24 protein-coding genes are annotated in these 24,170 nt (G+C 69.3%); 16 read left to right on the forward strand and 8 right to left on the reverse strand.

Annotated features, from left to right (window positions below; translation table 11 throughout):
* Positions 1-16: 16 nt before the first annotated feature.
* The 7 genes from H610_RS0107005 (at position 17) to H610_RS0107035 (ending at position 4,613) form a co-directional block, all read left to right on the forward strand.
* Complete coding sequence (locus H610_RS0107005) at positions 17-598, forward strand: response regulator transcription factor (protein ID WP_028239017.1); 582 nt, start codon at positions 17-19, stop codon at positions 596-598.
* Entirely contained in the window at positions 586-975 is a 390-nt protein-coding gene (gene csgE / locus H610_RS0107010; protein WP_028239018.1) for a curli production assembly/transport protein CsgE, read from the forward strand. The genes H610_RS0107005 and csgE overlap by 13 nt, the downstream gene beginning before the upstream one ends.
* Positions 972-1,388, forward strand: coding sequence for a curli assembly protein CsgF (locus tag H610_RS0107015; protein ID WP_043237886.1), 417 nt, complete (start codon positions 972-974; stop codon positions 1,386-1,388). Before csgE ends, H610_RS0107015 begins: the two co-directional genes overlap by 4 nt.
* Before the next feature lie 17 nt (positions 1,389-1,405).
* A complete protein-coding gene (locus H610_RS0107020) occupies positions 1,406-2,269 on the forward strand; it encodes a CsgG/HfaB family protein (RefSeq protein ID WP_028239020.1) in 864 nt (287 codons plus the stop codon).
* Positions 2,270-2,371: 102 nt separating this feature from the next.
* A complete protein-coding gene (locus H610_RS0107025; RefSeq protein WP_043237889.1) occupies positions 2,372-2,860 on the forward strand; it encodes a hypothetical protein in 489 nt (162 codons plus the stop codon).
* A gap of 28 nt (positions 2,861-2,888) precedes the next feature.
* Complete coding sequence (locus H610_RS23405) at positions 2,889-3,266, forward strand: hypothetical protein (protein WP_051231557.1); 378 nt, start codon at positions 2,889-2,891, stop codon at positions 3,264-3,266.
* A gap of 336 nt (positions 3,267-3,602) precedes the next feature.
* Positions 3,603-4,613, forward strand: a complete 1,011-nt coding sequence (locus H610_RS0107035; RefSeq protein WP_028239022.1) for an SDR family oxidoreductase — start codon at positions 3,603-3,605, stop codon at positions 4,611-4,613.
* A 180-nt stretch (positions 4,614-4,793) separates the two neighbouring features.
* On the opposite strand, the gene H610_RS0107040 is transcribed toward H610_RS0107035, so the two are convergent.
* Positions 4,794-6,362, reverse strand: coding sequence for a GMC family oxidoreductase (locus H610_RS0107040; RefSeq protein WP_028239023.1), 1,569 nt, complete (start codon positions 6,360-6,362; stop codon positions 4,794-4,796).
* A gap of 11 nt (positions 6,363-6,373) precedes the next feature.
* On the reverse strand, positions 6,374-6,934 hold the full coding sequence (locus tag H610_RS0107045) for a gluconate 2-dehydrogenase subunit 3 family protein (protein ID WP_028239024.1): 561 nt from the start codon (positions 6,932-6,934) through the stop codon (positions 6,374-6,376).
* Positions 6,935-7,170: 236 nt separating this feature from the next.
* Between H610_RS0107045 and H610_RS23410 the strand changes: the two genes are divergently transcribed.
* Together H610_RS23410 and gloA are read left to right on the forward strand one after the other, a co-directional pair.
* The gene (locus H610_RS23410; protein WP_084166390.1) at positions 7,171-7,512 is read left to right on the forward strand and encodes a ribbon-helix-helix domain-containing protein; all 342 of its coding nucleotides are present in this window, start codon (positions 7,171-7,173) and stop codon (positions 7,510-7,512) included.
* 82 nt (positions 7,513-7,594) lie between these two features.
* Positions 7,595-8,128 (forward strand): lactoylglutathione lyase, encoded by a 534-nt coding sequence (gloA, locus tag H610_RS0107055; RefSeq protein WP_028239025.1) that lies wholly within the window; start codon positions 7,595-7,597, stop codon positions 8,126-8,128.
* A gap of 582 nt (positions 8,129-8,710) precedes the next feature.
* Here gloA and H610_RS0107060 read toward each other — a convergent pair.
* From H610_RS0107060 to H610_RS0107070, 3 genes are read right to left on the reverse strand one after another with little or no spacing between them, the layout of a single operon-like run.
* A complete protein-coding gene (locus H610_RS0107060; protein WP_028239026.1) occupies positions 8,711-9,214 on the reverse strand; it encodes an RBBP9/YdeN family alpha/beta hydrolase in 504 nt (167 codons plus the stop codon).
* Positions 9,215-9,246: 32 nt separating this feature from the next.
* Positions 9,247-11,643 (reverse strand): glycosyl hydrolase family 65 protein, encoded by a 2,397-nt coding sequence (locus H610_RS23415; RefSeq protein ID WP_051231559.1) that lies wholly within the window; start codon positions 11,641-11,643, stop codon positions 9,247-9,249.
* Entirely contained in the window at positions 11,636-12,595 is a 960-nt protein-coding gene (locus H610_RS0107070; protein ID WP_028239027.1) for a PfkB family carbohydrate kinase, read from the reverse strand. Before H610_RS0107070 ends, H610_RS23415 begins: the two co-directional genes overlap by 8 nt.
* 352 nt (positions 12,596-12,947) lie before the next feature.
* Here H610_RS0107070 and H610_RS0107075 point away from each other — a divergent pair, with 352 nt between their 5' ends.
* Positions 12,948-13,526, forward strand: coding sequence for an antibiotic biosynthesis monooxygenase (locus tag H610_RS0107075; protein ID WP_028239028.1), 579 nt, complete (start codon positions 12,948-12,950; stop codon positions 13,524-13,526).
* A 15-nt stretch (positions 13,527-13,541) separates the two neighbouring features.
* On the opposite strand, the gene H610_RS0107080 is transcribed toward H610_RS0107075, so the two are convergent.
* The 3 genes from H610_RS0107080 to H610_RS25365 all read right to left on the reverse strand — a co-directional run bounded on the left by H610_RS0107080 (position 13,542) and on the right by H610_RS25365 (position 17,795).
* The gene (locus H610_RS0107080; protein ID WP_051231561.1) at positions 13,542-15,464 is read right to left on the reverse strand and encodes a hybrid sensor histidine kinase/response regulator; all 1,923 of its coding nucleotides are present in this window, start codon (positions 15,462-15,464) and stop codon (positions 13,542-13,544) included.
* A gap of 203 nt (positions 15,465-15,667) precedes the next feature.
* Complete coding sequence (locus H610_RS0107085) at positions 15,668-17,506, reverse strand: sigma-54-dependent Fis family transcriptional regulator (RefSeq protein WP_028239030.1); 1,839 nt, start codon at positions 17,504-17,506, stop codon at positions 15,668-15,670.
* Between the two features lie 106 nt (positions 17,507-17,612).
* The gene (locus tag H610_RS25365) at positions 17,613-17,795 is read right to left on the reverse strand and encodes a hypothetical protein (protein ID WP_152529057.1); all 183 of its coding nucleotides are present in this window, start codon (positions 17,793-17,795) and stop codon (positions 17,613-17,615) included.
* On the opposite strand from H610_RS25365, the gene H610_RS0107090 reads away from it, so the two are divergent.
* From H610_RS0107090 to H610_RS0107115, 6 genes are read left to right on the forward strand one after another with little or no spacing between them, the layout of a single operon-like run.
* Positions 17,785-18,867, forward strand: a complete 1,083-nt coding sequence (locus H610_RS0107090) for an ABC transporter ATP-binding protein (RefSeq protein WP_028239031.1) — start codon at positions 17,785-17,787, stop codon at positions 18,865-18,867. The genes H610_RS25365 and H610_RS0107090 overlap by 11 nt on opposite strands.
* A gap of 9 nt (positions 18,868-18,876) precedes the next feature.
* Positions 18,877-19,974 (forward strand): ABC transporter ATP-binding protein, encoded by a 1,098-nt coding sequence (locus H610_RS0107095; RefSeq protein ID WP_028239032.1) that lies wholly within the window; start codon positions 18,877-18,879, stop codon positions 19,972-19,974.
* Complete coding sequence (locus H610_RS0107100; protein WP_028239033.1) at positions 19,971-20,837, forward strand: carbohydrate ABC transporter permease; 867 nt, start codon at positions 19,971-19,973, stop codon at positions 20,835-20,837. The genes H610_RS0107095 and H610_RS0107100 overlap by 4 nt, the downstream gene beginning before the upstream one ends.
* A gap of 8 nt (positions 20,838-20,845) precedes the next feature.
* Complete coding sequence (locus tag H610_RS0107105; RefSeq protein ID WP_028239034.1) at positions 20,846-21,646, forward strand: carbohydrate ABC transporter permease; 801 nt, start codon at positions 20,846-20,848, stop codon at positions 21,644-21,646.
* A gap of 10 nt (positions 21,647-21,656) precedes the next feature.
* Positions 21,657-21,929, forward strand: a complete 273-nt coding sequence (locus H610_RS0107110) for a DUF2160 domain-containing protein (RefSeq protein WP_028239035.1) — start codon at positions 21,657-21,659, stop codon at positions 21,927-21,929.
* Positions 21,930-21,971: 42 nt separating this feature from the next.
* Entirely contained in the window at positions 21,972-23,714 is a 1,743-nt protein-coding gene (locus tag H610_RS0107115) for an ABC transporter substrate-binding protein (protein WP_028239036.1), read from the forward strand.
* Positions 23,715-24,170: the final 456 nt, after the last annotated feature.

The raw sequence follows: 24,170 nt of genomic DNA on the forward strand, positions 1-24,170 counted from the left end.
CAACGAACTGCTGGGTCTGTTCTTCCGCCATTTCATCGGTGACCACGCACGCCTGAACGTGGCGCTCTCGGCACCGAAAAAGGCGGTGCTCGAAGACACCCAGCTGTTTCTCGTCGACGCCGGCCAGCGCGACACCGAGGCGCTCACCACGCTGCTCGGCGAACTGCCTTCGGCGCCGGTGGCGCTGGTGAACATCAGCCCCGAGCAGGCCGAGACGCTCATCGACCAGTACCCCAACATCCGCGGGGTGTTCTACAGCCACTCGACCCGCGAGCAGCTGCTCAACGGTATCCAGGTGCTGCTGGAAGGCGGCGACTGGCTGCCGCGCCCGCTGATGGAGCGCCTGCTCGGGCAGTGGCGGCGCATGCGCCAGCTGGCCGAGACCAAGGCCGCGCTGACGCTGCGCGAGCGCGAGATCCTCAGCCTGGCCGGCAAGGGCCTGTCCAACGCGGAAATCGCCGAGCGCCTGTGCCTGAGCCCGCACACCATCAAGAGCCACATCCACAACCTGTTGCGCAAGATCGGCGCGTCCAACCGAGCGGAGGCGGCCTACATGCTGCGCGACCGGCTGGACTGGGCCGAATCGTGTCACGCCTGATCGCCACCCTGGCGCTCGGCCTCGGGCTGAGCGCCGGCGCCTGGGCAGAAGAGGCCGAGGTCTACGGGCTGGTGATCGACAACACCATCTCGCGCTTCGGCCACGACTTCCACCGCTACCTCAGCGCGCGCCTGCAGGACGTCAGCCCGATGGACTTCGACCTGGTGGTGCGCGAACGGCCGTCGGCGCGCTGGGGCAGCCTGGTGTGGGTGGAGTACGACCAGCAGATCGTCTACCGGCGCTTCCTGCAGCCGAACGCCTCGCAGCTCGAGGAAATCGCCGGGCAGGCGGCCGACCAGGTGCTCGAACAGATCAACCGCACCAAGCTGCAGAACCTGCTGCAGGACACCTTCGATCTCGACAGGGATGAACTATGAAACGCTCGCCTACGCTGCTCGGCACCGCCCCTCTGCTGCTCGCCCTGGCCGCGGGCGCCCACGCCACGGAGCTGGTCTACACACCGGTGAACCCGTCGTTCGGCGGCAGCCCGCTGAACGGCGCCTGGCTGCTCGGCAACGCGCAATCGCAGGACGACCACAAGGACCCCGACGCCCGCGCGAGCGCCTCGCTCGGCACCTCGTCGCTCGACCGTTTCACCAGCCAGCTGGAGTCGCGCCTGCTGTCGCAGCTGCTGACCGATATCGGCAACGGCAACACCGGCAGCCTGCAAACCGACGACTTCATCGTCAACATCCTCGACAACGACGGCGCGCTCACCGTGCAGATCACCGACCGCCTGACCGGCGAGGTCTCGGAAATCCTCATCAACGGACTCAATCCCAGCAACTAGGCCACGGACGCCCGCACATGAACAGACTTCTCGCGTCGGCGCTGTCGCTGACGCTGCTTGCCGGCTGCTCGCTGCGCGAGCCCATGCCTGCCAACCAGGGCGACGTGCCCACCCTCACGCCGCGCACCTCCACCTATCACGACCTGCTGGCCCTGCCGCGCCCGAGCGGCCGGCTGGTGGCGGCGGTCTATGGCTTCCGCGACCAGAGCGGGCAATACAAGCCCAACCCGGCCAGCTCGTTCTCCACCGCCGTGACCCAGGGCGCGGCGAGCATGCTGGTCGACGCCATGCAGGCCAGCGGCTGGTTCATCGTGCTCGAACGCGAATCGCTGCAGAACGTGCTGACCGAACGCAAGATCATCCGCGCCTCGCAGAACAAGCCGGAGGTGGCCGCCAACATCGCCGATGACCTACCCTCGCTGCGCGCGGCGAACATCCTGCTCGAGGGCGCCATCATCGGCTACGACACCAACGTGCGCACCGGCGGCCAGGGCGCGCGCTACCTTGGCATCGGCGCCTCCCAGGAATACCGGGTCGACCAGGTCACGGTGAACCTGCGCGCGGTGGACGTGCGCAGCAGCCAGGTGCTGGCCAACGTGATGACCTCCAAGACGATCTATTCCATCGCCCGCTCGGCCAGCGTGTTCAAGTACATCGAGTACAAGGAGCTGCTCGAAGCCGAGGCCGGCTACACCACCAACGAACCGGCCCAGCTGTGCGTGCTCTCGGCCATCGAGGCGGCGGTGGCGCACCTGGTCGCCCAGGGCGTCGAGCGCCACCTGTGGACGGTGGCCGCCGGCCAGGACCTGACGCAGACCTCGCTGCCCCGCTACCTCGACCCACCGCCGATGCCGCCCATGCCGGCGCTGGCGGCGGATTAATCCCTGCGCCCCGCCCCGCCCGCCCTTTTACACCGTTGGATGGATGGCAGGGCGTGCCGGCCGGGGCGATGATCAGGCCAATCGATACGCCAGGTGGTCACAATGGATTGCACCGTCTTTCGCCGCTTCGGCCCCGCCCTGCTCCTGTCCGCCGCGCTGTCCGCCCCGTCGCTGCAGGCCGCCGACCTGATGGACAACGCCGACCTCGCCGGCTTCTCCGGCAACGGCCTGCCCGCCCTCTCCGGCGCGGTGCTCACCAGCGGCCTGGTGGCCAGCGTGCTGCAGCAGGGCTACGACAACAACGCCGAACTCACCCAGGCCGGGCGCAGCGAGCTGGCGGCGATCGTCCAGCAGGGCAGCGACCAGGAAGCCTTCATCCTCCAGCAGGGTGCCAACCAGGTCGCCGGCATCACCCAGTACGGCATCGGCAACGTCGCCGCCATCACCCAGATGGGCACCGACAACTACGCGGCCATCCTGCAGAACGGCTCGTACAACAACGCCAGCATCGAGCAGTACGGTTCCGGCCAGAGCAGCCAGGTGATCCAGTTCGGCTCCGGGCAGACCGTGCAGGTCATCCAGTACCGCTGACGCGGCCCTCTCTCCAGGAGCAAAGCCCGTGCTGAGCCTGCCGCTGACCCTCACCCTGGCGCTCGCCCAGCCGGCGCCGCAGGCGCACCTGCTGCTCGAACCGGGCCCCGGCGGGCAGCTCAGCGTGGCGCTGTGCTTCGAGGGCCAGGGCCAGCGCATCGACTACCGCCTGAGCGTCGCCCCGCTCGGCAGCGCCCGCGGCAACCGCACCCACCAGCAGGGCGCGGTGACCACCCGCCCGGAACGCCAGTGCCCGATCCGCAGCCGCACCAGCCTGCCGGCCGACGGCCAGGTGGAGGTGCAACTGCAGTGGTCGATCGACGGTGCCCCGCAGCCGCCCATCCGCCGCCTCTACCCGGACGGCGAGGTGGCCGCACACCCCGCGGACGACGGCACCGCCGTCTGACTGCGACACCTCCAACCAAGCCCTCGGCAGGGCTCCTCGCGGGAACGGCCTTGGCCGCGAATGATGGTGGGGCCCACCGCCCACAAGAGCATCGCCCCGAGGGCGGGCCTCCCACAAAAGCAAGCGGTGCTGCGCCGGACCCTGTGGGAGGCGCGCCCCCGCGGCGACATCCGCGCGACAGGCATCGCCCCGAGGGCGGGTCTCCCACGGAGATGGCAGCGGCCGATGCCATGGCCCCGCACGACCGCCCGTCCTCGCCCCGGAACCGCCCCGCGGCAGCGCCTTCTATCTAGGACACCCATCCAGTCGCCGGCCATCGCCGGCTTGCGAGGCCCGATGAAACCTTCCCTCAAACCCCTGCGCGAGCAGGTCATCGTCATCACCGGCGCATCCAGCGGCATCGGCCTGGCCACCGCCCGCGCCGCGGCCGAAGCGGGTGCGCGCGTGGTCCTGGTGTCGCGCAACGAACCGGCCCTGGCCGAGATCGAGCAACAGCTCGGCGGCGGCGACCGCCTTCTCCACGTGGCCGCGGACGTCGGCAAGCGCGAGGACCTCGAGCGCGTCGCGCAGCAGACCATCGAACGCTTCGGCGGCTTCGACACCTGGATCAACAACGCCGGCTCCTCGGTCTGGGGCCGGCTCGACCAGGTCAGCGACGAGGACCACCACCAGGTCATGCAGACCAACTTCTGGGGCACGCTCTACGGCTCGACCATCGCCCTGGCGCACCTGCGCGACAAGGGCGGCGCCATCCTCAACGTCGGCAGCGTCGAGTCCGAGATGGCGCTGCCCTTCCACGCCAGTTACAGCGCCAGCAAGCACGCGGTGAAGGCGATGACCGACGTGCTGCGCATCGAGGTGGAACAGTCGCAGCTGCCGGTCTCGGTGACACTGATCCGCCCGTCCTCCACCGACACCCTGTTCATGGACCACTCGAAGAACTGCCTGGACAGCGCGCCGACCTTCCCGCCGCCGGTCTATGCGCCCGAGGTGGTGGCCCGCGCCATCCTCGACGCCGCCGAGCGGCCGCAGCGCGACGTCTACATCGGCAACGCCGGCTTCATGACCAAACTGGCGCAGAACTTCCCGGCACTGGCCGACCTGGCCCGGCGCACCTTCGTCTACAACACCATCCAGAGCGGCCGCCCAGACAGCAACCCCGAGGGCTCGCTGCACAACGACCGCGTCGGCGCCGGCGGCGAGGGCCAGGCGAGCGGCGGCTACCCCGGCCACACGCTCAAGCACAGCCTGTACACCACCGCGTCCCAGCACCCTGTGGCAACGACCGCCGCGCTACTGCTGGGCACTGCCACGGTGTTCTCGCTGCTCGGTCGCAAGCGCCACTAGGCGGCCGTATAGGTGGCGTAGGGTGGGCTTCAGCCCACCAGCAACGCGATTGAAGGCGATGTCAATGGTGGGCTGAAGCCCACCGGCCGACCAGTCCATCGGACTTCGTAGGAGCGAGCTTGCTCGCGAACGCCGTTCGGCCGATTCGCGAGCAAGCTCGCTCCTACGTTTTGCCCGTCGTCACACGGCCCGGGTACGCAGCTGCTCGGCGATGTAATCGGCCTGCCGGATCGCCAGGCTGACGATGGTCAGCGTCGGGTTTTCCGCCGCGCTGGTGGTGAACTGGCTGCCATCGGAGATGAACAGGTTAGGCACCTCGTGGCTCTGCCCGTAGCCGTTGCACACGCCGTCGGCGGCCTTGGCGCTCATCCGGCAGGTGCCCAGGTTGTGCGTAGAGGGATAGGGCGGCACCCGGTGCACCTTGCGCGCCCCCACTGCCTGGTACAGCGCCTCGCCCTGGCGGAACGCGTGCTCGCGCATCGCTTCGTCGTTGGGGTGGTCGTCGTAGTGGACGTGGGCCACCGGCATGCCGAAGGCGTCCTCGACCTCGTCGTCGAGGGTGATGCGGTTGCTCGCCCGCGGCATGTCCTCGCCGACGATCCACAGGCCGGCCAGGTGCGTGTAGGCGTCCATCACCTGGGTGAAATCGCGCCCCCAGGCACCGGGATTGAAGAAGGCGGCCATGAACGGCAGGCCGAGGGAGATCGTTTCCATCTCGTAGCCGCCGGCGAAGCCACGCTCGGGCCTGTGCCCGACCTCGTCGCTGACGATGCCGGCCATGATGGTGCCGCGGTAGAAGTGCACCGGCTCCTCGAACTCGGCATAGACCGAGCCGGTGGTATGGCGCATGTAGTGCCGGCCGACCATCCCCGAGCCGTTGCCCAGGCCATGCGGGAACAGGCTGGAATGACTGTTGAGCAGCAGCCGCGGCGTCTCGATGGCGTTGCCGGCGACCGCCACCAGCCGTGCCCTCTGCCGTTGCAGCCGGCCATCGGCGTCAGCGTAGACCACCGCGCTGGCGCGCCCGCGGGGGTCATGCTCGATGCGGATCACCTGGCTCTGCGCGCGCAACTCCAGCTTGCCGGTCGCCTCCGCGGCCGGAATCTCGGTATAGAGCGTCGACCACTTCGCGCCCATCTTGCAGCCCTGGAAGCAGAAGCCCAGCTGCTGACAACCCGCGCGACCGTCGCGCGGGCGGCTGTTGATCGCCATGCGCCCGGTGGAGCAGTGCTGGTAGCCGAGCTTCCGCGCACCGGCGTACATCACCTTGAAGTTGTTGTTGCCGGGCAGGCCGGGGATGTCGTTGGTGCGGGTCACGCCCATCTTGTCTTCGGCGCGGGCGTAGTAGGGTTCCAGGTCGGCCAGGGTGATCGGCCAGTCGAGCAGCTCGGCGTCGTCGATCTGCCCGTAGGTGTCGCGGGCACGGAATTCGTGCTCCTGCAGACGCAGGCTGGCACCGGCCCAGTGCGTGGTGGTGCCGCCGACGGTCTTGCAGATCCACGCCGGCAGGTTGGGAAAGTCCCGGGCGATGCGCCAGCTGCCAGAGGTGGTGCGGGTGTCGCTCCAGGCCAGCTGATTGAAGGAGGGCCACTCGTCGTTGATGAAGGTGGCCGGCGACTGCCGCGCCCCGGCCTCCAGCAGCACCACAGGCACGCCCTTCTGGCACAGCTCGTTGGCCAGGGTGCCGCCGCCGGCCCCGGAGCCGATGATCACCACCACCGAGTCGTCGTCATGCGGATAGGTCGTCATGAGCGGGCTCCTCAGGCGAAGGGGACCGGGCTGGCGTCGGCCGGTGGATTCGGCAGCCAGGTCAGGTCGTTGAAACCGCGGTGCAGGTAGCCGCCCTTGGGAAAGGACGCGCCCTCGTAGCCGAAGTGGTGGTAGGCCAGCTCGTTGCTGTAGAGCGAGGTGATGGCGGTGCTGCGCACCTGGGTGAAGAAGGGGCCGTCCTGCAGCGCCTCGAGGATCGCCTGCTGCTCGGCCTCGCCGGCCTCCAGCCAGTTTCCGCCGGCCCGCCGATCCAGCTCGGCCAGGCCCTGGTGCAGCAGGTCGGCCAGCCCCGGGTCGGTCGAGGCCTTGCTGTCCAGGTCCTTGACCGTCAGGGCGTAGACCGCATCTTCCATGCGATCGTGGGGATAGAGGCGGCGGATCATCGCCAGCAGCCGCGCGCCCTCCTCGCTGCTCAGGGTGTTGAGCTCCAGCGCCCAACTGCGGCTCGGCGCCAGCAGCGCGACCGGGCCGGAAGTGAACAGCAGGGTACCCATCAGCAGGCCGCCCGCTCCCCTGAGGAAGCGACGGCGATCGAACGCGAGATCGCCCATGGAATTTATCTCCTCTTGTTGTTCTTGTCGGCAGCCGGGACGGGCCGCCATGCCCTCATCCTAGGCAGGCGTGCGTTCGGGCGGGTAACACTGACGTACTACGTGACGGCTTGGTGAATTTCGCCTCGCCGGCTATGGTCGAACACAGGCGGCCGCCATGCGCGGCCGCGTCGGCCAGTTACAGTGCAAATAACAAGGCCACGCCGGAGAGCGCAGCCAAGACGATGGAGCCCGCCATGTGCAACCTCTACGCATCCACCGACCCGTCCCTGTACGACTCGCAAACCCGTTCGATCCGCCTGCAGGGCGCCGTGACCAGCGTGCGCCTGGAGAACGAGTTCTGGAGCATCCTCGAGGAGATCGCCGCCGGCGAAGGCTACGGCGTGCCCCAGTTCATCAACCAGCTGTACGGCGAGGTGCTGCTGCGCCGCGGCGAAGTGCACAACCTCGCCTCGCTGCTGCGGGTGGTCTGCACCGTGCACCTCACCCACGGCCGCCAGTCGGCCCAGGCGCTGGACTTCATCGGCATGGGGCGGCGCGCGCCGGCGAGCCGCGCCGCCCGGGTCGCCGAGGCCTGAACCCGTAGTACCGGGCTGCTACCCGCCCACGCGCCACCCGCGGCTACACTGCCGGCCCACGTTCACAGCCGCGGAGACACGCATGAGCTTCAACACCGAGACCCAGGCCGGCGTCTGCCAGCAGCCGGACGCCGCCACCCAGGCCTACGTGTTCAACCACACCATGCTGCGGGTGAAGGACCCGGAGCGTTCGCTGGATTTCTACACCCGCGTGCTCGGCATGCGCCTGCTGCGCCGGCTGGACTTCGAGGAAGGGAAGTTCTCGCTCTATTTCCTCGCCATGACCCGCGGCGAAAACGTCCCCGAGGACGTCGCCGAACGGCAGCGCTACACCTTCGGCCGCCAGAGCGTGCTGGAGCTGACCCACAACTGGGGTAGCGAAAGCGACGACAGCCAGTACCACAACGGCAACAGCGAACCGCGCGGCTTCGGCCACATCTGCTTCTCCGTGCCGGACGTGGTCGCCGCCTGCGAGCGCTTCGAATCGCTGGGCGTCACCTTTGTCAAGCGGCTGGACAAGGGCATGAAGAACATCGCCTTCATCAGCGATCCGGACGGCTACTGGATCGAGATCGTGCAGGCGGACCTGAACGGCGAGATGGGAAGACAGCCCTGACCGCCGCGGGCATCCGGATCACTTCGGCGGTTGGATCGTGCCTGGCCACGGCGCCGCCTTTCTCCGGAGCCCCGGATGCGGGGATCGTCGTAGGGTGGGCTTCAGCCCACCAGGACTGGCCCATTGATGACCGAAGCCGCACGCCGCACCCTACGCAAGCGCACCATATCGTCTCTCCCTTGGAGAGGGCTGGGGTGAAGGCGATCCCGCCTCCCTCATCCGGCCCTGCGGGCCACCTTCTCCCGGCGGGAGAAGGGCAAAGGGCCTGGCGCAGGCCTGAAATCCGGCGCCCTCCTGTGCAGGCCGTGTGACGTCGCGAGCGAAGGTCAGGCAAGGCGAAAACAGGTGAAAAAGCGCAGTTTACAAGTGGTAAATGAGCATTTTGATCGGACTCGCGCCCGAGCCTGTTTTTCAACGCAGCATGACCGAGCGCAGTATTTTTCACACAGCCTGTGTGGGAGCGGCCTCGACCGCAAACGTGTCCGGTGGGGTATGCATCGGCCAGCGTCACGTTGGCATTCACAGTCAGCGCTCGCTCCTTCAGAAGCCAGGCTAGCCCTCCAGCAGCGACGCCAGCAGCCGTCACCCCTGCGGCCAGTCGCCCAGGCCGCTGGCGGCGTTGATGTGGCCGGCCGCCCCGATCGACAGCAGCCGACTGCCCCAGGCCGCCGCGCAGCCTTCGGCATGCGCCGGGCTGCCGTAGGGGTCGTCTTCGCTCGCCACCACCAGGCTGGCGAATCCCAGGGGCTGGCGCGGCACCGGGGCGAAGCCGGTGGCCTCAGGCGGAAAGGCCGGTCCCTCGGGGTCCGGTACCGCCACCAGCAGCGCGCCACGGACGGGCAACCGCGTCTCGGCCGCCCAGTGCGCCACCAGCAGGCAGCCTAGGCTGTGGGCCACCAGCAGCACATCCGGCCCGGCCTCGTCGACCGCCCGCGCCAGCTGCACTTGCCAGACCCGGCGGTCGGGATGATCCCAGTCCGCCTGCTCGACCCGTCGCATCCGCGGGTCGGCGGCCTCCCAGCGGCTCTGCCAGTGTTCCGGACCGGAGCTGCCGATGCCGGGGACGATCAGGATGGACGTGGACATGGGGCCTCCTGGCGCGACGGTGAGTCCGGCGATCATCGCACCACCGGGACTTGGATGTCCGCCCCCGGCGCCAGCCTGCACGCGCCGCCCGGGTAGGCGATCGGGCACGGCTGCGGGTTGCCGGCGTCGGCCTCGACGCGCAGCCGCTCGCCTTCCAGCGCGACCCGCAGGCGGGCGCCGCGGAACTGCACGGCCAGCGTCACGTCGGGTAGCGCGGCCGGTGGCGCCGGGTCGAGCCGCAGGCCGTCCGGCGTCGGGCGAATGCCCAGGTAGTGGCGCTGCAGCACGTCGAGCGAGCCGGCCATGGCGCCCAGGTGCACGCCTTCGGTGGTGCCGCTGCCAGGCGGGGCGTCGAGGTCGACGCGCAGACAGCGGTGGAAATGGCGCCAGGATTCGTCCGGGTCGACGCGCGCCAGCGCGCCGGCGCACACCGCCAGCGACAGGCTGGATTCGTGGGTGACGTTGGCCAGGTGGTGGCGCGCCGTGCGCTGTACGTCCTCGACGCTCATGCGGTAGCCCAGCCGCGCGGCGAGCTCGCACAGCTGCTCGGGAGTGAACAGGTACAGCAGCATCAGCACGTCGGCCTGCTTGGTCAGCCGGTAGTTGTCGCTGCTGTCGTGCTGCGCCTCGAGCATCCAGTCCAGCCGCGGGCGGCCGTCGTTCAGCCAGTCCGGCGGCGGCTCGGCGAGCGCGTCGAAACCGTCGAATTGGCTGAGCACGCCGTCTTCCCTCAGCGGCAGGTAGAGGCGGCGGCTGACCGTATCCCAGTACGCCAGCTCCTCGCCGGTCACCCCCAGACGCGCACGCAGCGCCTCGGCGTCCGCCGGCGGCAGCCGCTGCAGGACTTCCAGCGCGCGGCATAGCGTCCAGGCGGCCATCAGGTTGGTGTAGGCGTTGTTGTCCAGCCCCGGCTCGGCGGCGCCCGGGTAGGCGTTGTGGTACTCGTCCGGCCCGATCACGCCGCAGATGACGAAGCGTTCGCCGGCCGCGTCGAGACGCGCCAGGCTGGCCCAGAAGCGGGCGATCTCGAGGATCAGTTCGCCCGCCTGCCCGGCCAGCAGGCCCTGGTCGCCGGTGGCCAGCCACAGCGACCAGGCGTCGAAGGCGATGGCCGCGCCGATATGCCGCTGCAACGCGGTATGGTCGGGCATCCAGCGGCCGGACAGCGGGTTGAACTGGAACGGCGGCGTCTCCTCCTGGCCGCTGGCGGCGCTGCGCCAGGGGAACATCGCCCCGCGCAGACCGGCCCCGCGTGCCAGGCGGCGTGCCGCGTCGAGGCGCCGGTGGCGATAGCCGAGCAGGCCGTGCGCCAGCTCGGGGAAGCGGCTGGCGAGAAACGGGTAGACGAAGATCTCGTCCCAGAACACCTGGCCGAAGTAGCCCTCCTGCCAGCCGCGCGGCGGGAAGCCCTGGTCGCTGGCCGGGCTGTGCGGCGACACGGTCTGCAGCAGGTGCCAGGCATGAAAGCGCAGGGTGCACTCCAGTTCGGCGTCCGGGCTGCGCAGCCCCAGCCGTGGCCACAGAGCCTGCCAGGCCGCGCAATGGGCATGCCGCAGGGCCTCGTAGCGCGCTGCCGGCAGGGCCTCGAGAAGCAGTCGGCGGGCGTCGGCGTCGGTGCCCGGCAGTTCGTCGTCGACACGCACGCGCACGCGCTTCTCCACGATCAGTTGCCCGTCGTCTCCCGGCGTGCAGTCGGTCTCCTGCACCAGCCGCTCCCCGCTGCGTTCGCTGCGCCAGTCCGCTTCCCGACCCGGCAGCCGCGTTTCCACGGCCACCACCACGCGCCTGCGGCGATCCGCGAGGTGCGCACTCAGCGCGGCGCGGCCGTCGGCCTCGATTTCGCCTCCGACGTCCAGCAGGCGCCGGCCTTCATAGGCGCGGTCGCGCTCGACCAGCGCATCGGCCACGCCGCCGTCGAGGGTCGCGCGCAGGCGCACCCGGCGCACGCCCGGCGGCAGACGCAGATGCCAGCGCAGTACCGCCAGGTCCGGCTCGGCGAGGCTGAGCAGTCGCTCCTCATCGAGGCTCACTCGCTGGCCGCACAGCTCGAAGTCGAGACTGCGGGTGAGCAGGCCGCGCTCGTGGTCCAGGCACTGGCGGTAGCGATGCAGGCGCACCCGCTCCAGGCAGAACCAGCTGGCGCCGTCGTCGAGCGACAGGCTGAGGCCGAAGGGGTCGGGCAGGTTGACCAGCGCGGCCATGCGCACCTCGCGGCCGTTCACCCGGCGCGGCGCCTCGTCGTACCAGCCGGCGCGGTACAGTCCGCCGTAGTGGCAGTGCGAGCCGCCGGCCGCCGCGGCTTCCGGGGCGCTGGCGCGCCAGCTGAGCACGCCGTTGCCGAGGGCGAACAGGGCCTCGCGGCGGCGCTCGTCGGTGCAGTCGAAACGGTCGAAGACGATGTGGCCGGTCGACGGCGGCAGGTCAGTCATCGCAGCGGCGAACCTTCGACCGCAGGTCCTCGACCCGCTTCATCAAGTCGTCGCGTTGCGGATAGGCCGGCTGCGAGCCGTAGCCGGTGACCGCCGCCTGCGCCGCGGCCACGCCCCACAGCGCGGCTTCCAGCGGCGGTGCGCCTTCCAGCAGGGCGATGGCCAGCGCGCCGGTGAAGGCATCGCCGGCGCCGGTGGCGTCCACCGGATCGACCGCGCCGCCCGGCAGGTGCCAGAGGCCCTCGCCGGTGGCGAGCACGCAGCCGCCGTCCGACAGCTTGAGGGCCACCAGCGGCACACCCTCCCGCTGCAACTGCCGTGCGGCGCGGCGGGCCGACTCCAGGTCGGAGATGTCGATGCCAGCCAGCGCACCGCCCTCGGCGGCGTTGGGCACCAGCGCGCGCAGCTTGCCGAACAGCTCGCGCTCGGCGCGGTCGGCGAACGAGGGGTCGAGCACCACCGGCATCCCGCAGCGCTCGGCGGCCAGCACCGCGGTGCGCACCGCACGGGCCGGCACCTCGTAGTCGAGCACCAGGCAGGCCGGCGGCGGCGCCTGCTCGACGGCCCGGCGCAGCGCGTCGAGGGCCGCCTCGTCCCAGCAGTCGTTGGCGTTGGTAGCGAGCACGATCTGCTTCTTCGCGTCCGGCGGCACCATGATCAGCGACACGCCGGTGGCGTGGCCGGGCACCCGGCCGACCGCCGAGACATCGACCCCAGCCTCGCGTAGCGGTGCGAGCGCCTGCTCGGCCAGGTCGTCGTCGCCGACTCGCCCGAGCAGCAGGCTGCAATGGCCGAAGCGGGCACCGAGGAAGGCGGTGTTGCTCGCCTTGCCGCCGGACAGGCGGACGAAGGCGTGGCCGAGCAGCGTCTCCGCGCTGCCCGGCGATGCGTCGACGCGTACCTGGAAATCGGCGTTGATGCTGCCCAGCGACAGCAGGGTGCGGCGTTCCATGAACAGGTCCCGTCTGTAGGTCGTGTTCATCCAGACCGGGCGGCGCCGTCCGGGTTTCGCGCAGAAGGTTTCGCTTTATTTTCCTGGCCCTCTTGCGCGACCCACGGGCTTGCCTCAGGCTCGGCGCTCGCTTCGAAAGGACACCGCCTTTTGGTGCAACGGCCCCCGTCCCGGTGCACGATCGTCGCCGCCCGCTCGCCTCGTCGCCCTGCAAGCCCCTGATCTTGCAGGCGCATTACGCCTCGCGCGGGCAAGGAACGATCCTTGCGTGACTATGGCCGCAGCCCACCACCCCGGACTGCGCGATGCCGAAGCCCTACCCGGGCGATGGCCTGTGCTTTGGAGATACACGATGTCTACCGAACCCGTCACCCTGCTGGTGGCGCGCCGCGTGCGCAATGGCCGCTACCATGATTTCCTCGCCTGGCTGCACGAGGGCGAGCAACTGGCCACCGACTTTCCCGGCTACCTCGGCTCGGGCGTACTGGCCCCGCCACCCGGCGACGACGAATACCAGATGATCTTCCGCTTCAGCGACGAGCAGACGCTCGCGGCCTGGGAGCACTCGGCCTCGCGGCGTGCCTGGCTGCAGCGCGGCCGCGGCCTGTTCGTCCAGCCGCACGAGCACCGTGCGCGCGGCATCGACGGCTGGTTCGGCAGCGGCGAACGCCGGCCGCCGCGCTGGAAGCAGAGCGTGGCGATCTGGCTGGCGTTCTTCCCGGTGTCGCTGAGCTTCAACGCCCTGTTCGGCGACGCCCTCGATCGTCTGCCGCTGGTCGCCGCGGTGCTGCTCAGCACGCTGGTGCTGACGCCGCTGATGGCCTACCTGTTCATCCCGCTGTCGACCCGCCTGCTGACACCCTGGCTGCAGCAGCCGGGCACGACCCGCTGGCGATGGCGGCGCGCTCCGGGGCAGCCGGCCGCGCACTAACGCTCCGGCGCGTGCTCAGCCCTCGCGGCCGAGCACGATCGCCTCGATGCGCGCCGCCAGGGCGTCCATCGAGAAGGGCTTGGTCATCAGGTGGCGATCCGGACCGAGGTCCTGTTCGCCGATCGCCGTGCTTTCCGCATAGCCGGTGATGTACAGCACCTTCAGCGCCGGACGCACCTGGCGCGCGGCATCGGCGAGCTGGCGCCCGTTCATCCCGCCCGGCAGGCCGACGTCGGTGATCATCAGGTCGATCGGCGCGTCGGACTGCAGGATCTCCAGCCCGCTGGCGCCATCGGCCGCTTCCAGCGTCGCGTAGCCGAGTTCGCCGAGCACCTCGAGGATGAGCAGGCGCACCAGCGGCTCGTCGTCCACCACCAGCACGGTATGCCCGCTGACGCTGGCCGCCGACGGCTCTTCCCGGGCCGGTTCCGGGTCCGCCTCGATCGGCCCCAGATGGCGCGGCAGCAGCAGGCGCACGGTGGTGCCGTGCCCGTCCACCGAATGGATCTGCGCCTTGCCGCCGGACTGCTGGGCGAAACCGTAGATCATCGACAGGCCCAGGCCGGTGCCCATGCCGGTGGGCTTGGTGGTGAAGAAGGGGTCGAATGCCCGCGCCGCCACTTCGGGGGGCATGCCGGTGCCGGTGTCGGTGACCGCCACCGCGATGTAGTCGCCCGGGCGCAGCCCTTCGCGGCGCGCCCCGGATTCGTCGAGCGGCAGGTTGGTGGCGGTGATGGTCAGCTCGCCGCCGTCGGGCATGGCGTCGCGGGCGTTGATGCACAGGTTGAGCAGCGCGCTTTCCAGCTGGTGCGGGTCGCAGCGTGCGATCCACACGTCCTCCGGCAGGCGGGTGCGCAGGGCGACCTGCGGCCCGACCGTGCGCTCGATCAGGTCGAGCATGCCTTCGATCAGCTCGTTGGCCCGGGTCGGCCGCGGATCGAGGGTCTGCCGGCGGGAGAACGCCAGCAGCCGATGGGTGAGCGAGGCGGCGCGGCTGGCGGCGGTCAGCGCGGTCTGGATGTAGCGGTCGACGTCCTCGCCGCGGCCCTGTGCCAGGCGCGTCTGCACCAGCTGCAGGCTGCCGGTGATGCCGGTCAGCAGGTTGTTGAAGTCGTGTGCCAGGCCGCCGGTGAGCTGACCGACGGCCTCCATCTTCTGGCTGTGTCGCAGCAGCTCCTCGGTCTGGCGCAGGACGTCGGACTGCTCCTTGAGCGCGGTGATGTCGCGCCCGGTGGAATACACCTTGCCGTCGCGCAGCGCGCTGTTCCAGGACAGCCAGCGGTAGCTGCCGTCGCGGTGGCGGTAGCGGTTCTCGAAGCCGAGCGCGGGGCTGTCGACGGTCAGCGAGGCGAAGCCCTCGCGGGTGCGCTCCAGATCGTCCGGGTGCACGAAGTCGGTGAAGGGGCGCCAGCGCAGGTCGGCGGTGGTCCAGCCAAGCAGCCGCTCCCAGGCCGGGTTGAGGCTGATGAAGCGGCCGTCGAGGGTGCGCGTGCAGAGCAGGTCCGGCGAGGCCTGCCAGATCTGGTCGCGCTCGCGGGTGCGCTCCTCGACGCGCTGCTCCAGCTGGCGCGCCAGCGCCTGGAACTGGTCCAGGCTCTGGCGCAGCGCGACGCAGACCGCGACGATGACAAGGTCCACCACCAGGAACAGGCCGGTGGCCACCCATTGCTCACGCGTCAGATCGAAACTGTAGGGTTCGCCGACGAAGGCAAAGGCCGAAACCAGCGTGATGATGAACGTCGCCAACACGCCCGGTCCGAAGCCAAGCATGAAACCAATGACCATCAGCGGCGGGACGAACAGCAGATAGGGCAGGCCCATCACCGGCATCATCATGCGCAGCAGGGCAGCGAACAGCACGAAGATCACTGCAAGCCCGCAACGCAGGACAATCGGCCAGCGTCGGTAATCGGGCAGGCGCCTGATGGCACGGACCAATACAGATGAATCGTGTCTCGTTGGCAAAAGCAGGAACCTGTCTACGTGGGCCTCGACGGCCGCACAGATCATAGGGTTGGTACCGGCCAGTGGCCAGCCTCGCACGCTTGTTCTTTTCTTGGGATGTCGGTGGGGCGGCCAAGTTCGCCGAATCGTCGGGATTCGGTGCGCAAAAGCGACCCGGTCACGCTTGCCGCGCAGGCTCAGCCGCGCGCCAGGCCCTGTTCGCGCAGACGCTTGTAAAGGGTGTTGCGGCTGACCCCGAGCTGGCGGGCCAGGTGCGAGAGGTTGCCGCTGCAGGCCGCCAGTTGCGCCTGCAGGTCGCCGCTCAGGCGCACCAGGTCGGTGACCGGCGCCGGCCCGGCAGCCGCCGTGCCGACCGGCCGTTCGAGATCGGAGAAGAAGTCGTCCGGCAGGTGCTCCGGGCGGATCGGGCCGTCCTCGGCGAGCGCCAGCGCCACCTGGATCACGCTGGCGAGCTGGCGCAGGTTCCCCGGCCAGGGATGGCGCTCGAACAGTGCCAGCACCTCGTCGCCGAGCCGCTCCGGCTGGTGCGGCTCGCGGTGCATGGCCAGCACGCGCTGGAACAGCGCGGCCTTGTCCTGCCGCTCGCGCAGCGGCGGCAGGCTGATCGGCAGCCCGGCGATGCGGTAGTAGAGGTCACGGCGGAAACGCCCGGCCTCGACGTCCTCGCGCAGCGGGCGGTTGGTCGCCGAGATCAGCTGGATGTCCACCGGGCTGGCGTCGCCGCCGCCCAGCGGTTGCACCTGGCGCTCCTGCAACACGCGCAGCAGCCGCGCCTGCACGCCGGGCGGCATGTCGCCGACCTCGTCGAGGAAGAGGATGCCCTGGTCGGCCTTGCGGATCAGCCCGACGCTGCCCTTGGGATTGGCGCCGGTGAAGGCGCCCTTCTCGTAGCCGAACAGCTCGGCTTCCACCAGTTCGGCCGGGATCGCCGCGCAGTTGACCGCCACCAGCGGCCCCGCGGCCCGTGGGCTGGCGCGGTGCAGCGCCTTGACCAGCACCTCCTTGCCGACCCCGGTCTCGCCCTGCACGAGGATCGGAATGTCGCGCTCGAGCATGCGCTCGGCCTGGCGCAGCGCCTTGCGTACGCGCGGGTCGCCGAGGTCGAGAGCGGCCAGCTCCAGTGCCTCCGCGGACGCCGGGCAGGCCTTGCCCACCGGCTGCCGCCGCGGCCGGGTTATCAGGCCGTGGAAGCGCAGGCGCCCGGCGGTGCGCAGGATGAATGGCCGACCCTCGGGCTGGTCCAGCAGCTGCGCCAGCGACAGGTCGAACAGCGCGGTCAGGCTGGCCCGCGCCAGGCTGACCCCGAGCAGGCTGTCGGCCCGGCGGTTGGCCGAGACCACCAGGCCGCCGTCGTCGAACACCAGCAGCCCGGCCCACTGGCTGTCGAGGCTGTCCTGGCTGGTGCTGAAGGCGAGCTGGAAGTAGCGGTCGCGGAACAGGTTGAGGATCAGCCGGTTCTCCACCGCCTGGCTCATCACCCGGACCATGCCGAGGGTGTGCGCCGGCGGCAGGTAGCTGTCGCTGGATACGTCGAGCACGCCGATCAGCCGGCGCTCGGCGTCGTACAGCGGCGAGGCGGCGCCGGCCATGAAACGGTTGGCCTGGAGGAAGTGCTCGTCGCGCTGGATGTGCACCGCCTCGCCGCAGGCCAGCACGGTGCCGATGGCGTTGGTGCCGATGCCGCGCTCGGCCCAGCTGGCGCCGGGGGCGAAGCCGCCGGCCTGGGCGGGCGCGATGAAGCGGCAGTCGCCCCAGGACTGCAGCAGCCGCCCCTGGCTGTCGGCCAGCATGATCAGGCAGTTGGAATTGGCGAGGATGTTCTCGTAGTAGGGCAGCACCTCGCGCTGGGTGGTGCCGACCAGCGCCTGCTGGCTTTCCAGCAGGATGGAGAGCTCGCCGGCGCCGGGGCGGTCGAAGCGCGGCAGGCTGCCGTGGGTCAGGCCGTAGTCGACGCAGCGGCTCCAGGAATCGCGTACCAGCGCCTCGTGCGAGGTCGCCTTGGCAGGCTCGGGCATGGCGCCCTCCTATCTTTCCTTCCAGCGTTGTTGTTCTTGTTATCGGCGTGCTGCGGGACCGCCTGCGCGCCTGAACAGCCGCTACGACGCTGTTCAGCCTGAACGTTCAGTTTTGTTCATCTTCGTTCATTTTCAACAAGGCACGGCCGCGACGGCCCGCTCGGCAATCGCCCGCGCAGGCGTTTTTCTCTTCTTCGTTCAAGGGCTTGCATCGATTCACCGGAGCCATGGCACGGAACGCGCAATGACGAACGGCATGCCAAGCGGAAGGAAGCGTCATGTCGCTCACGCTGGAACACGTCTCGCGGGTCGTCGACAGGCAGGTGCACATCGAGGACGCCTGCCTGCAGTTCGAGCCGGGCTCGTTCAACGTGCTCATCGGCCGCACGCTGTCCGGCAAGACCTCGCTGATGCGGCTGATGGCCGGGCTCGACAAGCCCAGCCGTGGGCGCCTGCTGATGAACGGGGCGGACGTCACCGGCGTGCCGGTGCGCAAGCGCAACGTGTCGATGGTCTACCAGCAGTTCATCAACTACCCGACGCTGAGCGTCTACGACAACATCGCCTCGCCGCTGCGCCAGGCCGGCACCGGCCGCGCGGAGATCGACCGCCGCGTGCGCGAGACCGCCGAGATGCTGCACATCGAGGGCTTTCTCGGGCGCTACCCGCTGGAACTCTCCGGCGGCCAGCAGCAGCGCACGGCGATGGCCCGCGCGCTGGTCAAGGACGCCGAGCTGGTGCTGTTCGACGAGCCGCTGGTCAACCTCGACTACAAGCTGCGCGAGGAACTGCGCCAGGAGATGCGCGAGCTGTTCCGCGCGCGGCGCAGCATCGCCGTGTACGCCACCACCGAGCCGAACGAGGCACTGGCGCTCGGCGGCACCGCGACCATCCTCCACGAGGGCCGGGTGATCCAGAGCGGGCCGACCGCCGATGTCTACCACCGGCCGCAGCAGGTGCTGGCCGCCGAGCTGTTCTCCGAGCCGCCGATCAACCTCATCGACGGCCGCGTGGCCGACGGCGAGGTGGCGCTCGCCGAGGACCTGCAGGTGCCGCTCAACGCCGACCTCGCGCAGCTGGCGCCCGGCGCCTACCGCTTTGGCGTGCGCCCGAGCCACATCGGCCTGGTGCCCGGCAACGACGACGACCTGGAGGTCTCGGGCGTGGTCGAGCTGGCCGAGATCAGCGGCTCGGAAACCTTCCTGCACGTGCGCAACGGCCGCTTCGCCCTGGTGCTGCACCTGCAGGGCGTGCACGACTACCCGGTGGACGCGCCGATTCGCGTCTACCTGCCCACTCACAAGCTGTTCGCCTTCGGTGCCGACGGCCAGCTGGTCCGCGCGCCGGGCCGGCGCCTCTGAGGACCCGCCATGGCCGAGATCCGCCTGCAGCAACTGGCCCACAGCTACCAGCGCCAGCCACGCGACGCCGGGGACTACGCGATCCGCGCCATGGACCACGTCTGGGAACAGGGCGGCGCCTACGCCCTGCTCGGCCCCTCGGGCTGCGGCAAGTCGACCCTGCTGAACATCATTTCCGGGCTGCTGGAGCCCTCCGAGGGCCAGGTGCTGTTCGACGGCCGCCCGGTCAACGACCTCAGCCCCGAGCAGCGCAACATCGCCCAGGTTTTCCAGTTCCCGGTCGTCTACGACACCATGACGGTGTTCGACAACCTGGCCTTCCCGCTGCGCAACCAGGGCCTGCCGGAGGAGCGGGTCGGGCGCAAGGTGCGCGAGATCGCCGAGGTGCTGGACCTCGAGCCGCTGCTGCAGCGCAAGGCGCGCAACCTGACCGCCGACGAGAAGCAGAAGGTCTCCATGGGGCGCGGGCTGGTGCGCGACGATGTCTCGGCGATCCTCTTCGACGAGCCGCTGACGGTGATCGACCCGCACCTGAAGTGGAAGCTGCGGCGCAAGCTCAAGCAGATCCACGAGCAGTTCAACCTGACCATGGTCTACGTCACCCACGACCAGCTGGAGGCCTCCACCTTCGCCGACAAGATCGCGGTGATGTATGCCGGGCAGATCGTCCAGTTCGGCACCCCGCGCGAACTGTTCGAGCGACCGCGGCACACCTTCGTCGGTTTCTTCATCGGCAGTCCGGGGATGAACCTGGCCGAGGTGCGGACCGACGGCGACGCCGTGCGCCTGGGCGACATCCGCGTGGCACTGCCGGGGCCGATCGCCGCGCGGCTGCCGGCGCTGGCCGGCAGCCGCCTGCAACTCGGCATCCGCCCGGAGTTCGTCCACCTGCGCAGCGAGCCGGGGGCCGACGCCTGGCCGGTGGAGGTGCTGCACGCTGAGGACCTGGGCACCTACAAGATCCTCGCCTTCCGCCTCGAGGGCGCCATCTTCAAGGCGCGCCTGCCGGAGGAGCAGCCGGTCCCCGAGGGGCGCGCCTACGTGACCTTCCCGGCGCCCTGGACGCTGCTCTACGCCGACGACCACCTGGTGGAGGCCGACGCATGAACAAGGTGCCGAACAACCACGCCTGGTGGCTGGTGCTGCCGGTGTTCGCGCTGGTGGCCTTCAGCGCCATCCTGCCTATGATGACGGTGGTCAACTACTCGGTGCAGGACATCTTCGACCCGAGCACGCGCTTCTTCGTCGGTGCCGACTGGTACCGCCAGGTGCTGCAGGACCCGCGCCTGCACGACTCGCTGCTGCGCCAGTTCGTCTTCTCCGCCTGCGTGCTGGCCATCGAGATCCCGCTGGGCATCGCCGTGGCGCTGTGCATGCCGACCCGCGGCCGCTGGGCCTCGCTGTGCCTGATCGTGCTGGCCATCCCGCTGCTGATCCCGTGGAACGTGGTCGGCACCATCTGGCAGATCTTCGGCCGCGCCGACATCGGCCTGCTGGGCTGGACGCTGAACGCGGCGGGCGTGAGCTACAACTATGCCTCCAACACGCTGGACGCCTGGGTCACGGTGCTGGTGATGGACGTCTGGCACTGGACCTCGCTGGTGGCGCTGCTGTGCTACTCGGGGCTGCGCGCGATCCCGGACGTCTACTACCAGGCCGCGCGCATCGACCGCGCCTCGAACTGGGCGGTGTTCCGCTACATCCAGCTGCCCAAGCTCAAGAGCGTGCTCTTGATCGCCGTGATGCTGCGCTTCATGGACAGCTTCATGATCTACACCGAGCCCTTCGTGCTCACCGGCGGCGGCCCGGGCAACGCCACCACCTTCCTCAGCCAGACGCTGACCAAGATGGCCGTCGGCCAGTTCGACCTCGGCCCGGCGGCGGCCTTCTCGCTGATCTACTTCCTGATCATCCTGCTGGTGTCCTGGCTGTTCTACACGGCCATGACGCACAACGACCAGACCCGCTGAGGCCCGCCATGCACGCTCGCAAACTCGTGGTGCTGATCGTCTTCGTCGCGTTCCTGCTGGTGCCGATCTACTGGCTGCTGAACATGTCGTTCAAGAGCAACACCGAGATCCTCGGCGGGCTGACGCTGTGGCCGCGCGATTTCACTCTCGACAACTACCGGGTGATCTTCACCGACCCCGCCTGGTACGGCGGCTACCTCAACTCGCTGTACTACGTGTGCCTGAACACCGCGATCTCGCTCAGCGTGGCGCTGCCGGCGGCCTACGCCTTCTCGCGCTACCGCTTTCTCGGCGACAGGCACCTGTTCTTCTGGCTGCTGACCAACCGCATGGCGCCGCCGGCGGTGTTCCTGCTGCCGTTCTTCCAGCTGTATTCGTCGATCGGCCTGTTCGACACCCATATCGCCGTGGCGCTGGCGCACTGCCTGTTCAACGTGCCGCTGGCGGTGTGGATCCTCGAGGGCTTCATGTCCGGGGTGCCAAAGGAAATCGACGAGACGGCCTACATCGACGGCTACAGCTTCCCCCGATTCTTCCTCGGCATCTTCCTGCCGCTGATCCGCTCGGGGATCGGCGTGACCGCCTTCTTCTGCTTCATGTTCAGCTGGGTCGAGCTGCTGCTGGCGCGCACCCTGACCTCGGTGGACGCCAAGCCGATCGTCTCGGTGATGACCCGCACCGTGTCCGCCTCGGGCATCGACTGGGGCGTGCTGGCCGCCGCCGGGGTGCTGACCATCCTGCCGGGCATGCTGGTGATCTGGTTCGTCCGCAACCACGTGGCCAAGGGCTTCGCCCTCGGCCGGGTATGAGGAGCACGCCATGAGCTGGATGGCCTGGACCACCCCGACGGCGCTGTTCTTCACCTTCATCGCCGTGCTGCTGGCAGGCATGACGGCCTGGGAGCTGCGCGCGCCGAGCGTGCCGCGCCGCGGCCTGCTGCCGATCGCCACCACCCGCGGCGACCGCCTCTTCATCGGCCTTCTGGGCAGCGCCTACTGGCACCTGATGGTGATAGGCCTGACCGACTGGAGCATCTGGACAGCGACCGCGCTGTCCGTCGTCTGGCTGTCGGCCGTGATGCGCTGGGGCTGAGCCGCGCGCCGCCCCCTCTCCCCGACCCCAATGGAGGTGTCTATGTTCGAGAACAACAACAAGAACCGACCGGGCATGGCGTTGCTCGCCCTGCTGGCGCTATCCGGTCTGTCCGGCACGGCCTGGGCCGACGCCTACGAGGACGCGGCGAAGAAGTGGATCGAGTCCGAGTTCAGCCCCTCGACCCTCACGCCCGAGCAGCAGATGGAAGAGCTGCGCTGGTTCATCAAGGCCGCCGAGCGGTTCCGCGGCATGGACATCAACGTGGTCTCCGAAACCATCACCACCCACGAGTACGAGTCCAAGGTGCTGGCCCGGGCCTTCAGCGAGATCACCGGCATCCGCCTGCGCCACGACCTGATGCAGGAAGGCGACGTGGTCGAGAAGCTGCAGACGCAGATGCAGTCGGGCAAGAACATCTACGACGGCTACGTCAACGACTCCGACCTGATCGGCACGCACTTCCGCTACGGCAAGGCGATAGCGATCAGCGACATGATCGAGAACGAGGGCAAGGACTACACCTCGCCGACCCTGGACCTGAAGGACTTCATCGGCCTGTCCTTCACCACCGGCCCGGACGGCAAGGTCTACCAGCTGCCCGACCAGCAGTTCGCCAACCTCTACTGGTTCCGCGCCGACTGGTTCGAGCGGCCGGAGCTGAAGAAGCAGTTCAAGGACATCTACGGCTACGAGCTCGGCGTGCCGGTGAACTGGTCGGCCTACGAGGACATCGCCCAGTTCTTCACCGAGCACGTCAAGGAAATCGACGGCCAGCGCGTCTACGGCCACATGGACTACGGCAAGAAGGACCCCTCGCTCGGCTGGCGCTTCACCGACGCCTGGTTCTCCATGGCCGGCGGCGGCGACAAGGGCCTGCCCAACGGCCTGCCGGTGGACGAATGGGGCATCCGCGTCGAGGACTGCCGGCCGGTCGGCTCGAGCATGGCCCGCGGCGGCGCCACCAACGCCCCGGCGGCGGTGTTCGCCACCCAGAAGTACGTCGACTGGATGCGCCAGTATGCCCCTCGCGAAGCCCAGGGCATGACCTTCTCCGAGTCCGGGCCGGTGCCGGCACAGGGCAACATCGCCCAGCAGATCTTCTGGTACACCGCCTTCACCGCCGACATGACCAAGCCCGGCCTGCCGGTGGTCAACGAGGACGGCACGCCGAAGTGGCGCATGGCGCCCTCGCCCAAGGGCCCTTACTGGGAGGAAGGCATGAAGCTCGGCTACCAGGACACCGGCGCCTGGACCTTCCTCGACTCGACCCCCGAGGACCGCCGCCTGGCCGCCTGGCTGTACGCGCAGTTCGTCACCAGCAAGACGGTTTCGCTGAAGAAGACCCTGGTCGGCCTGACGCCGATCCGCGAGTCCGACATCGAGTCCGACGCCATGACCGAGGCCGCACCCAAGCTCGGCGGGCTGGTGGAGTTCTACCGCAGCCCGGCGCGCGTGCAGTGGTCGCCGACCGGCACCAACGTCCCCGACTACCCGCGCCTGGCGCAGCTGTGGTGGCAGTACATCGCCGAGGCCGCGAGCGGCGACAAGACCCCGCAGGAAGCGCTCGACGGCCTGGCCGAGGCCCAGGACAACATGATGGCGCGTCTGGAACGGGCCATGGCCGGCGCCAAGTGCGGCCCGAAGATGAACGAGCCGCGCGACCCGCAGTACTGGCTCGACCAGCCCGGCGCACCCAAGCCGAAGCTGGAAAACGAAAAGCCGCAGGGCGAGACGGTGAGCTACGACGAGCTGATCAAGTCCTGGGAGCAGGCGCGCGAGTGATCGAGTGAGGGATGGCGTGCAAGGCCTCCCTCATCCGCCCCTGCGGGCCGCCTTCTCCCGGAGGGAGAAGGGAAAAGGCAGGGCGCGGCCTGCTCGCGCCTGCGCGCTGGCGTGACCGGAGCGGTGCATGTCGCCGGTGGACGGTGGGCTGAAGCCCACCCTTGTATCTCGACTACCACGCCATCCGGGGTGATAGTTCCCGACTGATCATCGGGGGAAGGTCAGGAAGCCGTGCCCACCCTGAGGCCCTGAGCCTGTGAAGTAGATACTGCTCCGGCCTTCCACACTCACTCTTGAAGCTCGAACGGTATCCAGAGCCCGCCGCTGGCGAGAGCTCGCATCCACAAGGTTGAGCCGAGTGCAGTGATGATCGTTGGATCAATAGAAGGAGTTTCCATGCCCCGCGTCATCGGCATCGATATCGCCAAGCGCACGTTCGACATCGCCACCCTGCAA

Origin of the sequence: Stutzerimonas azotifigens DSM 17556, from assembly GCF_000425625.1 — a bacterium.
GTDB lineage: Bacteria > Pseudomonadota > Gammaproteobacteria > Pseudomonadales > Pseudomonadaceae > Stutzerimonas > Stutzerimonas azotifigens.